Below are 11,708 nucleotides of genomic sequence, written 5' to 3'. Positions count from 1 at the left end.
GCTATCGCCGTACTCACCCACAAACATTAAGATGAAAGCCTCTGCAGCAATGCAGAGGCTTTTTTCGTTTTGTAATATTTAATAATCTAGTCGTGACGTCGAGGACTTTTACAAAAAATAGTCCGCCCCAGCTACGCTACGCGTTGGTAAGCCTACAGCTATTAAGGTACTCAGCTACTGCATTGATATGAAATTCTTTTATTGAAAATAGGCTAGAGATTGCAGTGCAGTCTTATCCGATGTGTCTAAAGGTGTGTGTTTAATAAATGCCATCATGGGTTAGCAATATCGTAGAGTCTTTCGAGGCGCAGCTATAGTCGTTTTCACAGGTTTTAGTAATGTTTCTGAGTACTGTTTTATAAAGTCACTTCCTGCTTGTTTGCCCTCTTGGTAATCTGCTTGCAGGGCTAGTTTTTTACTGCCGATTAGTTTGCTTTTCAAGCTCTGCTTAGGGAAGATTTGAATAATTTCGACGTCATCAGGCGGTGAATCAATAAATCGTAATGCGTCACGATAAGCATATTCATGGTGTATAAAAAATTCCAGCGCCTTAGGGCACTGTCCTTCTGAACAAACCCAAGACTTTAATCGGTTGGCCCAAGGTGTATTTGCAGCGTACTGTCTGGGTAAAGTTCTCAGCACAACAATTTTTCTTGCTCCTCTTCTATAGGCTTCTTCTACAGGTAAAGGTGCAGATAAGCCACCATCAACTTGAAAGTCGTCGTTAATTTTTACACCTTCTTTATAGAGCAAGGGCAGTGCGCTCGATGCCTTGAGTAAGGTTAACCAGTTCCCTCTATTTGGGCTAAAAAAGCTAGCCTGATAGTTAGAGCTATTCGTCGTTGAGATTAATAGTTGTCGATGCTTTAGCTGTATAAGCCCTTTTTGTAGATCGAGTTGGTGCGAGGCGGTGCTGTTAGTCGGATCTGTGCCAACTTGGTCAAAATACCAATCTAAGTCGACAGTGCTTTGACCTTTAAATGGTCGGCTTAAACTAAAAAATTTTGGTGAACTCGAAAACTCAGTAATCGAGCGATGAGCAAAACCTTTTTGTCCTGTAATATAGCTCGATAAGTTTTGCGCGCCTGCAGAGGTACCAATCAATAGCTTGAAAGGATTGAATTGATGTTCTAACCAAGCATCCAAAATCCCTGCGGTAAAAATTCCACGTTGACCACCACCTTCAGCAACTAATGCGGTTTGTGCTATTGGGGTATCGCTTATAAACCCTTTAATGTACGGTGTTTGTACAGTGAAATTTGACGGCATAAGTTGCTTGTTTGATAGTGAAATTGAATACCGATAATCTATGCCTTCTAACGCAACTTGTATAATTGATTAAACCAATTGATGAGATAGAGAAACTCCATAAGTATCGCCTAAGTAACAAAAAGGAGCCGTTAGGCTCCTTTTTAAATCATAATGGGTATCCGTTTGCGGATTGGTGATAAATTCTTATGCTGCTAGGGAGAAGAAAATACCTGCGATAGCTGCACTCATTAGGTTTGAACAGGTTGCAGCAATTACGGTTTTTAAACCGTATTTTGCGATAAAGTCAGTTCTTGAAGGGCAAAGCGTACCAAGTCCACCAATTAAAATACCCATAGAGGCAAGGTTAGCAAACCCACAAAGTGCAAAGCTAATAATGACTTTACTCTTTTCTTGTAGCACTTGTAGGCCTGCTGCAGTGACTTCCGCATTATCTTTAAGGTATGGTGCTAAGTCGCTATATGCAACAAACTCGTTAACGATAAGTTTTTTACCAATCATTGAACCTGCAATGGCCATATCAGCAACCGGTACGCCGAGTAGGAAAGCAAGCGGGGCAAAGATCCAGCCCAATATGCCTTCAAGCGAAAGCTGCATACCAACGAGATCGCCGACGCTGCCAAGTAGGTTATTGGCAAGCGTGACTAAACCGATCATTGCAATTAGCATTGCACCAATAGCTGCAGCTAGTTTCAATCCACTGGCTGCTCCTTCACCCGCTGCAGCAAGCACGTTAACAGGTGGCTTGTCATCAAACTGGATTTTGCTATCCATGGTGTAGGTTGGTGCTGAAGTTTCCGGCAAAATAAGTTTAGCGAATAAAACACCACCAGGAGCTGCCATAAATGACGCGGCTAGTAGGTATTCCATGTCGACACCCATCATAGCGTAGCCGGCTAACACGGTACCTGAAACTGACGCCATACCACCACACATCACAGCAAAAAACTCTGAGTCGCTCATTTTTGCCATGTATGGCTTAATGACTAATGGGGCTTCACTTTGACCAACAAAAATGTTTGATACAGCAGACATAGATTCTGGCTGCGAGGTGCCAAGTAATTTAGCCATACCGCCACCAATGATGCGGATGATAAATTGCATAATGCCGAGGTAGTATAAAACGGCAATTAAGGCAGAGAAAAATACCACGAGTGGCAGTACGTTAAGTGCGAAAACAAAGCCAATACCTTCAACTGAGAAGTTAACTAAGTTACCGAACAAAAAGCGAATACCGGCTTTACCGCTATCAAGTACAACGTGTACACCGTGTGACATCGATTCTAAAGCTTGGCGACCGACAGGTACATAAAGTACGAACGCGCCAATAAGTACTTGTAGACCTAATGCTGCGCCGACGGTACGCAAATTGATTGAGCGGCGACTCACTGAGCAAGCGACACCAATGCCCAGTAGCACTAGCATGCCGACAAATCCCATGAACATCATTGTGGTAGCCCCTTATTTCTTAACATTGATAACGAAAGCGTTAATTAGCTTTAAGAAATCGCTTTCTGCTAGCTTGGCGCATTTTAGTGTTTGTTCATGTGATAGCTTCACATCACCTAGTCCTTCAGCCATGTTGGTGATGGCACAAATCGCAAGAACGGGCAAACCACAGTGTGCCGCTGAAATCACCTCTGGTACAACTGACATGCCTACTACATCGCCGCCAATAATTTGCATCATGCGGATCTCGGCAGCGGTTTCGAAACATGGGCCTGGGTAAGAAACAAATACCCCTTCATTTACAGCGATACCTTCACGTTGAGCAATTGATAGGGCTTGTTCACGCAGATCTTTATCGTAAGCGTTAGCTAGGCTAAAGAAGCGCGGGCCGTATTTATCGTCATTTGGTCCAGTCATAGGTGTGCTTGGCATAGTGTTGATGTGGTCAGAGAACACAACGAGTGAACCCACGTCAATGCGCTCTGGACGAAGTGAGCCTGCAGCATTAGTTACTAGCAACATTTCACAACCAAGTGTTTTGAAAGTACGCACCGGAGTCGTCATTACTTTCATTGACTCGTGCTCATAGAAATGTCCGCGGCCTTTCATACATGCTACTGGTACGCCGTTTAGGTAACCAAGAACAAGTTCACCACTGTGGCCTTCAACAGTGCTTACTGGAAAACCGTCTAATTCTTGATAACCAATACTAACTTTATCTTCTAGTTCGTCAGCCAACACTCCTAGGCCTGAACCTAAGATCATTGCAATTTGCGGTTTAAAGCCGGGCTTGTATTTTTCTATGGTAGCAACAGCATTTGGGACAGGGTCGTACAGAGACATTAATATATTCCTAAGGTGGACTTTGTTATTGGTCTCACGATATTCCTAAGCCAATTTGATTAAAATCGCTAAAAATAACGCTATTGTGCTGTTTTTCAGTACGTTTGTGATCTTTAAAGCGAGTACTCATAGAACTGATAATTAAAACATCAACTAATGCAGTATTCTGATTACGGCACAATCAAAAGTGATTAATGGCACAAAAATATTGGACGCTAAATTTGTGAACAAACACCAAACTGTAAGTGCGTTAGATCTCAAAACTCTGTATTGGGCGGAGCGAATTAGTATGAAAATGCTGCGCTACTTTTATGTTGCGAGTCACTGTCAAAGCTTGACTCAAGCGGCTGAGCAATTACACATTTCTAAGTCGCCGCTCAGTGCACAAATGCGCGAGCTTGAGACTGTCTTAGGTGTAGTGTTATTCAATCGCGAACAAAGAAGTATTCAGCTTACAGAGGCGGGATTTTTACTTCGGGAACAATGCCAGTCTATTTTTAACGTGATGGAAAGCTCTATCAATCAAGTGACTCAGTATGCGCGTCATAGCCAAGGGGTGTTGCGACTTGGCATCGTTAGTTCGGTGTTTTGGGCGGGGTTCGGCCATGCATGTCAGCAGTTGAAACAACAATTTCCTAAAATCCAGTTTGAGTTTATTGAGCAATCACCACAGCAACAAAAGGTGGCCTTATTTAATAACGAGATTGATATTGGTTTTGTTCGTTATGCTGATACGTTAGATATTGCCCCATTAGAATCATGCAACTTGTATTGCGAACCTATGTGTGTTGCATTATCGGATAAGCATCCATTAAGTAAACACAAGCAGTTATGTTTGACTGAATTGGCTAAAGAGCACTTTGTCATGATGAGTCAAAAAAACTCTGCTTCAGCGCAGTTAGTGGTTAACCATTGTATTAAAGCCGGTTTTATACCTAACTTAGTACAAGAGGTGGTTGAGCCTATGACATTGATGAATGTCATTGAAAGCCGAGAAGGGATCTCGATTGTACCGCAAAGTTTTAGCCGTCAAAATTGGCAGCATATTCGGTTCGTTGCGTTAAAGCAGCAAATTAATGCTCATATTTGCGCCGTGTATAACCCTCAAAAAATAACGTCAGAAAAGCAGTCACTTATTCAGTCGATTCATCTTTTTATGAATAGTCAAAACCTTAAAGTTATAGAGTAACTATGTTTCCATAAAAGTTAAAAGCCTGCATATAGCAGGCTTTTTAAAGGCTGTTAATTATTTAAACTAATTGCTATTAATCCGCTCTTTAAAGGCTTTGCGGGTTTCTTCGTCTGCTTGTTGATACCAAAAGTCGAGCATTTGGCCAACATTAATTTGCTGGTTAACTGTAGCTTGAGAAGTGCTCTGCTGCTGACTACTAGCGGGAGTAGTACCACTTGCTGCAGCTATCGTTGGAGCGGCGATCATAGCACTGCTTACGCCAGCTGACCCTTTAAGCTGTAGCGAAGCACTTTGAGCGGTTAAATTATAGGCCGCCATCTCTTGCTGGTAATCTCGACCTAGCTGTAAGCCGTCTTTTATTAGCTTACCTTGTTCAAAGTGAACGTTTTGCTCATTGCTATCAATTAACGTTAGCTGGGGCGCTTTATTAAAGTTATCTGCGGCACCGTTTGAACGGATCCTTGGCAATGTAAGGCTAAGTTGGCTGTTCTGCTCGTCGAATTTGATAATAATGATATCAGACTTAAATTGGGTTTGAGTGCCATGTTGTTGATAGCGGCCAATATAGCGAAATGCGATCTGATTGGTACCATTCTCGAGTTTGAGAGTGTCATTGCCGCTACTCTCATTGCCGTTAACTAACACAAGATCTAGATTTGAGGGCAAATCTAGGGTTACCTCTGCAACAGCATTGGTATTAAAAAGTAATACAGAACAACATAAGGCAATTAAATAACGGTTCATTAGGGATCCTAACTAAGAGTAATGATCTCTTTTATAGCAGAATGATGCCAAATTTGCATGACGAGATGCTGATATTGCCAAGCAGTATGCAAATGCTTGGAGCTCGATAACAGTTTATTAAGCGATTTATGAGTATAATCAGTACAAATGCTAATGAGGGAACTTGAGTGCTAACTAAAATACTGATTACTGTGCTGGTTATTGTTGTTGCTATGCTTTATATCCGAAGACCTAAAGAGCAGAGCCAAAGCACTAGGGTTAACACCAAAGATCTGGCAAACAACATTAAGCTAAAAGTTGCAGGTTATATTTTAATTGCTTTATCACTGACTGCGACCGCAGCATATTGGTATTGGGACTGGAGTGATGGCCGTAAGGTTGTAAGTGTAACGATAGTGTCACCGGCAAGTGATGAGTCGGTTGTGTATCAAGTACGAAAAAAAGATATCACTAGCAATGAAATAACAACCATTAACGGTATTCGTATAAGATTGTCGAACCAAGAGCGAATTATCGTAGCAAACCCTGTAAATGAATAATCTTTAGGCATATTTTTCTGGATAGCCCTTTGCAGACTCGCGTTATAGGGTAGAATAGCCCACGTTTTTTTGTTTACCGTTTGCATTATGCGTTTAAAAGGAGGAGCTATGATTACAGCCTATGCCTATGAGAATCGTAAGATCACGATTTTTGAGTTGAGCATTAAGGATACAATCCCTCCCAGTATCATTTGGCTTGATCTCTATAAGCCAGATGAACAGGAACGTGAATGGTTAAGTCGTTTTTCTGTTGAAGACGTACCAGATGAAGAAGATATCAACGAAATTGAAGCATCTGCGCGTTTTTATCAAAATAACGATGGTCTGCACATTAACTCGTTATTTCCGCAACGTGCAGGCCAAGACGTTAAAGGCGTTAACGTGTCTTTTAATTTACGTAAGAATTTCTTACTGACAATCCGAGATGAAGATGTTGGTTTAATACGTCTGTTACGTAATTACCTGCGACTTGGAAAAATTGAGGCAACAACGCCAGAATCGCTATTGTTGGAGCTATTTAACCTAAAAGTTGAATACTTATCCGATCTCATTGAAGACGTTTATACTGTTCTTGAAAATGTCAGTGAGGAAGTATTTAAAAATGAAGAACTCGATAATGTCTTTAAGCTGATCACCCGTCAAGAAGACTCAAATGGCAAGATCCGTTTAAGTCTGCTAGATACTCAACGTTCACTGCGTTTTATGCAACGATATTATCGTACCCAGTTGTCCGATGAGGAGCTTAAAGATCTAAGAGAAATGCTGTCAGATATTGAGTCCTTGATGCCACATAGTCAGTTTATTTTTGATAAGTTAAACTTTTTACTTGATGCGGCAATGGGCTTCAGTGGGCTACAGCAAAATAAGATCATTAAGATATTCTCGGTTGCGGCTGTGGTGTTTCTGCCACCGACTGTGATTGCCAGCGCTTATGGGATGAACTTTGTCAATATGCCTGAGCTTGATTGGCGCTTTGGTTATCCAATGGCTATCGCCATGATGTTTGGCAGTGCCGCTGGTACTTATCTATTCTTTAAGCGCAAAGGCTGGCTGTAATCCGCATTAACCTAGTTTGTTACCTAAGGGAACAACTTTAGCTTTATTAGAAAAAAACTGCTCTGGCTGGTTGTAAACTTGATTGAGTATGGCCAGCTTTTGAAACATTAAGCTACTAACTAGTTGGCAGCGTTGATTTGGGCTATCGCATAAAGCTAAGCGTTTTTCTAAGTCATGCAGTAAACAGTTGAGGTTGGCTTGATTAGTTTGACTCGCATCATTAATGACTTCTTGGCTTAATTTTTTTTGTAATGCATCGAGCTTATCTGGGGCATTCTTTGCTAGCCATAATAGTCTATCAAAATCTGGAAGTTCAGTCATAAGCACTGCCTGTAACATTAATGTTATATATTAACGTTAGTTAGTGGTGCTTAATTCAGCAAGAAATAGCAGTTAATTGCTTATCATTTTTTAGTGATGAACCTGCTACTGCTTGCTATCAAGGTTATCTTTCCGAGCCTAAGAAATAGCTGACTTTTTCTCTTGGGTTGAGGTATTTCAATATTTTCTCTGGCAGAGCGGCTACAGGCAAACATCTAACAATATTTAAGTTTTCAGCTGCAAGGTCAATAATTGGCGCTTGTTCTTTTGGCACGCTTGGATCATAGACGAGTACTCTAGGAAGTAATAGCTGACTCAAATTAACCGACATGACCATAGCAAATTGGCCTGAATTTAATTCGACAACGCTACCCGGTGGATAAACCCCTAATATTTTTACTAAGCGATTAATTACCGTTTGATTAAGCTGCTCTTTATAGTTTTTGTAAAGGAAGCCGAGCGCTGAGTAGGGAGTACGCGCTTTCTTGCTCCGATCTGAGTGGCACAAGTTGTCATAGGTATTGATGACACAAACCAGCTGGCTTAGTTTATCAAGATCAGCTTCTTTTAAGCCATTGGGGCTACCAGAACCATCTAAAAATTCATGATGATTTAACACGATAGGTAGGGCTTCTTTCGGAAAGTTATCCGCGCCATTAAGTAGCTTTACGCCCATTAATGGGTGCTGATTAAAAAAGTTCTGCTCTGCATTTGTCAGTGGTGTGGCTTTGCGTAATAGTTGAGTGGGTATATTAAGCTTGCCAATATCATGAAATAAAGCCCCCATGCCAATCCATTCAATCTCTTTGCGACTCCAGCTAAGCTCTTTAGCAACTAACATTGAAAGGACCGCAACATTGATAGAGTGGTAATAGATACTTTCGTCATTTTTGGCATCTGACATTAGGTGTAAAACGAGTTTGTCTTCGGTAAGAAGTTGATTACACACACCGTGAACTAATTCTTTGGCCTCATTAACGGCGTCAAGGGGACGATTGCGTAGTTTATTTATCAGATTACGCATCATAGCGACGTTGCGAACAAAGTCTTTCTCGGTTTTTTGCAGATGACGTCTTAGCGCCTGTTGGGCTTCAATACTCTTGGCTTTTTGCTGATGCAGTTCATTGGAAATTTGTTGCAAGTTGTTATCAATAATAGCGGCGTTATTTGCAGCAGCTTTAGCGGACAGCGGTGGTGCATCACTACGATCCTCTCTAACATAAACGAATTTTATGCCAAGATTTTTTATGATCTCTATTTGAGCTTGCTGCTTGATTTTAAACGTATTAAAAACGAAAGGATGATCTTTCCAGGCGATAGGTAAACGTACAAAATTACCAACTTGAAGCTGTGTTACTGCAACTTTACAACTATTTGTCATGAGTATTATTTTAAATCTTTGCTGATTTGCTATTCTAACTCAAGTTATATAATTTACAATTACTTAACTGTAAATTATAGATAAATAGAGAGCCCAATAAATGGATTTTATAGAAGTATATCCCAATGCACTTCCGAATGAATTTTGTGATGAATTAGTACGCCAATTTGATAATCATTCAGGTGTGCAAGCTGGTCGTACTGGTGGTGGGGTAGATACATCTAAGAAGGTCAGCTTAGATTTAATGCTTGATGCTCACCCGGATCTGGCAGTGATGAAAAATCGTTTATTGGGTTATACATTAGCGAATGTAACAAGATACTTTGATAAGTATTCGCTCGCATTAATGGGGGCGGTAGCGGTAAATGTTGCTGGCGAGAATGGTGAATCAATCACCTTAACGCCTGATAATTATCAAAAGTACGGTAAAAACAGAGCTGAAGCCTTGGTTAAATACCTGTATCGAAGTGGCACTATTAATATTCAAAAGTACCCTAAAGCAAAAGGCGGCTATCCCCATTGGCATTCAGAGCAGTTTCCGCAACAGGGGCATAATGAAGCGTTGCACAGAGTCGTGCTTTATATGTTTTATTTAAATGACGTGGAAGAGGGCGGCGAAACTGAGTTCTATTATCAGAATAAGCGGGTAAAGCCGAAAAAGGGCACTATGGTTATTGCGCCTGCTGGGTTCACCCATTCTCATCGAGGCAATATGCCCAAGAGTCACGACAAATATATCGCAACGTCTTGGATCATGTTTAATCGCGCTGAGCAGTTATATGCCGCAGTTAAATAGGAATAGAAATCCTAAAGCATGCCCCTTCGAGTTCAGAGGTTTCAATGCTTAAACGGCCGCCATAACTGATGACGATTTCATTACAAACAGCAAGGCCGATCCCTTGCCCAGGTTTTTGGGTGTCCGCGCGTACCCCTCGTTGAATGATATTTTGTCTAATACTCTCTTCAACACCCGGGCCGTCGTCTTCAACGAGCAATTCAAATTCACCGGCATCATTGTAATAGGAAGACACTTTCACTGTGCTGATACATAGTTTGAATGCATTCTCCATTAAATTTCCACACAGTTCCATTAAGTCGCCTTTGTCACCGGGAAACACATGTTCTGCTGGAATTGCTGACTCAAATTTTACCTGTTTATCACGATAGACTTTAAACAACATTTGCGAAAGTTGTTCAACTAAAGGGCCAATTTGTGTCTGCTCTTGCTTAAGTCCTTTACGGCCTAGCATGGCACGTTTTAATTGGTATTTTACCAATTGATCCATTTGGCTAACTTGTTCCATGATTTTTTCACTGCAAGCCTCTTTATCTAAGGATGAGTCATCAGTGATGGCATGCACCGCTGCCAGTCGGGTTTTAAGGCTATGAGCGAGATCATTCATCGCGTTTTGGTAACGCTGCTGCTGCGCGCTTGACTGCACAAGCAGTTGGTTGAGTGCTTGAGTGACGCCTTCAAGTTCAACTGGGTAGCCATCGGATAAGGATTTAGATTTACCACTGTTTACAGACTGCAACTCATTGCGTAATCGTACTAAGGGGCGCATTCCCCAGTAGGCAGCACTGATAAGCAACACTAGTGCGAGGGCTAATACAAACGCTAAGCGGATATAGGTTAAGCGACTGAACTTACTGTATTCTTCTTCGAGTTTTTCAGCGTCTTTTAATACCAGTAGATTGTATTTATTGGCGGCAATCTCAAGGGACAGCAAATAAACGAAATAACCTTTAGAGTCGGCAAGCGAAAGATAATAGGGGGGAGAGCTATTTCTGATCTCGTTAAAACGTTCACAGGTGTCAAACAGTCCACGATCAACGGCGAGTGACGAGGTCCATACTTGATTAAATGTACTGTCACAACTGGCAATAATATAACGCTGTTTTGCGCTATTATCTTCAAGCCATTCATCACTGTTGTCGGGTATTAAGTCGTGCTCTCTTAACTCAGCAGCAACTTTAGGGATTTCAGCAATTAGCTGTGCAGTTTCTTCATTATAACTATTTTGCGCATGCAGAATATTGACCATCCAGGCCAAGCCAAAACCCACTAAGGCGATAATTGATAAGGAGGTAAGAAACATCCGCGTGAGCAGACGTTTCTTTGGTTTGAATTTTAACTGCATGGTAAGTTGAACTTATACCCTTGGCCACGGATGGTAGCGATTGGGTTTTCAAGGCCGTCTTTAGTTAACTTTTTACGTAGTCGGCTAACCATCACTTCAATGGTATTGGGATCGCCTTCTTTGTCGCCATATATGACATCGAGCAAACGTTGCTTAGCTACAACTTCATGGCAATGTCGCATTAAATATTCCAAGATTAAATATTCAAATGCAGTCACTTCCATTGGCTGATCATTTAATGTCACTTGTTTAGCTGCGAGATCTATCTCTAACGGGCCACTGGTTATCTGTGGTTTGACAAATCCTGCACTGCGACGGACTAATGCATCAAGACGTGCAACTAGCTCTTCTTTTTGAAATGGTTTAACTAAATAGTCATCAGCGCCGGCATTTAGGCCTTCAACTTTATCTTGCCAGTTAACTCTAGCAGTTAGGATAAGTACTGGCGCTTTAAGACCACTGTCACGCAAGCTTTGAATAAGGCTAATGCCATCTTGATCGGGTAATCCTAAATCAACGATAGCAACATCAATAGGGTAGTTGGTGGCTTGATAAAATCCTTCTTTAGCTGTTAATGCAACTTGAACTTGGTTACCTAACTCACTTAATTGAACTTTTAAGTGGTGAGATAAAATTGGATCATCTTCAACAACCAGTATTCGCATAATCTAAATATCCTTGAATTCGATACAGTTCAGTTTACGCAGAATTACGACGACTGCAACTATGTATGTGATGAATAAAGAGTTTACGCCTTATAAACTTAACAACTG

The 11,708-nt window shown here is 41.2% G+C and carries 12 protein-coding genes; 4 read left to right on the top strand and 8 right to left on the bottom strand.

Translation table 11 applies throughout. From position 1 onward, the window contains the following. Positions 1–279 precede the first annotated feature (279 nt). From L884_RS0108195 to xapA, 3 genes are all read right to left on the bottom strand, one after another. Positions 280–1,269: a patatin-like phospholipase family protein gene (locus tag L884_RS0108195; RefSeq protein ID WP_051435581.1), complete on the bottom strand. Its 990-nt coding sequence runs from the start codon at positions 1,267–1,269 to the stop codon at positions 280–282. Between the two features lie 186 nt (positions 1,270–1,455). Further along, the gene (locus L884_RS0108190; protein WP_028767039.1) at positions 1,456–2,718 is read right to left on the bottom strand and encodes a NupC/NupG family nucleoside CNT transporter; all 1,263 of its coding nucleotides are present in this window, start codon (positions 2,716–2,718) and stop codon (positions 1,456–1,458) included. Positions 2,719–2,730: 12 nt separating this feature from the next. Then, positions 2,731–3,561 (bottom strand): xanthosine phosphorylase, encoded by an 831-nt coding sequence (gene xapA, locus L884_RS0108185; protein WP_028767038.1) that lies wholly within the window; start codon positions 3,559–3,561, stop codon positions 2,731–2,733. Positions 3,562–3,784: 223 nt separating this feature from the next. On the opposite strand from xapA, the gene L884_RS0108180 reads away from it, so the two are divergent. Beyond that, positions 3,785–4,750 carry a LysR family transcriptional regulator gene (locus L884_RS0108180; RefSeq protein ID WP_245603090.1) on the top strand — a complete coding sequence of 322 codons (966 nt, stop codon included), beginning with the start codon at positions 3,785–3,787 and terminating at the stop codon, positions 4,748–4,750. A gap of 66 nt (positions 4,751–4,816) precedes the next feature. On the opposite strand, the gene L884_RS0108175 is transcribed toward L884_RS0108180, so the two are convergent. Then, complete coding sequence (locus tag L884_RS0108175) at positions 4,817–5,497, bottom strand: YccT family protein (RefSeq protein ID WP_028767036.1); 681 nt, start codon at positions 5,495–5,497, stop codon at positions 4,817–4,819. A 167-nt stretch (positions 5,498–5,664) separates the two neighbouring features. Between L884_RS0108175 and L884_RS0108170 the strand changes: the two genes are divergently transcribed. Next, positions 5,665–6,036, top strand: coding sequence for a hypothetical protein (locus L884_RS0108170; RefSeq protein WP_028767035.1), 372 nt, complete (start codon positions 5,665–5,667; stop codon positions 6,034–6,036). Positions 6,037–6,144: 108 nt separating this feature from the next. Next, positions 6,145–7,092 carry a magnesium/cobalt transporter CorA gene (corA, locus tag L884_RS0108165; protein ID WP_028767034.1) on the top strand — a complete coding sequence of 316 codons (948 nt, stop codon included), beginning with the start codon at positions 6,145–6,147 and terminating at the stop codon, positions 7,090–7,092. A gap of 6 nt (positions 7,093–7,098) precedes the next feature. Here the strand turns inward: corA and L884_RS0108160 are convergent, their stop codons facing one another. Beyond that, the gene (locus L884_RS0108160) at positions 7,099–7,413 is read right to left on the bottom strand and encodes a DUF3135 domain-containing protein (protein ID WP_037410580.1); all 315 of its coding nucleotides are present in this window, start codon (positions 7,411–7,413) and stop codon (positions 7,099–7,101) included. A gap of 124 nt (positions 7,414–7,537) precedes the next feature. Further along, positions 7,538–8,794, bottom strand: coding sequence for a cyclic di-GMP phosphodiesterase (locus L884_RS0108155; protein WP_028767032.1), 1,257 nt, complete (start codon positions 8,792–8,794; stop codon positions 7,538–7,540). Between the two features lie 100 nt (positions 8,795–8,894). Between L884_RS0108155 and L884_RS0108150 the strand changes: the two genes are divergently transcribed. After that, positions 8,895–9,590, top strand: coding sequence for a 2OG-Fe(II) oxygenase (locus L884_RS0108150; protein WP_028767031.1), 696 nt, complete (start codon positions 8,895–8,897; stop codon positions 9,588–9,590). Here the strand turns inward: L884_RS0108150 and L884_RS0108145 are convergent. Continuing rightward, entirely contained in the window at positions 9,583–10,935 is a 1,353-nt protein-coding gene (locus tag L884_RS0108145; protein ID WP_028767030.1) for an ATP-binding protein, read from the bottom strand. The genes L884_RS0108150 and L884_RS0108145 overlap by 8 nt on opposite strands. Further along, positions 10,926–11,600 (bottom strand): response regulator, encoded by a 675-nt coding sequence (locus L884_RS0108140; protein WP_028767029.1) that lies wholly within the window; start codon positions 11,598–11,600, stop codon positions 10,926–10,928. The genes L884_RS0108145 and L884_RS0108140 overlap by 10 nt, the downstream gene beginning before the upstream one ends. Positions 11,601–11,708: the final 108 nt, after the last annotated feature.

Origin of the sequence: Shewanella fidelis ATCC BAA-318, from assembly GCF_000518605.1 — a bacterium.
Taxonomy (GTDB): Bacteria; Pseudomonadota; Gammaproteobacteria; order Enterobacterales; family Shewanellaceae; genus Shewanella; species Shewanella fidelis.
Note: the sequence above shows the minus strand (reverse complement) of the source record. Positions and strands in the feature narration are given on the sequence as shown.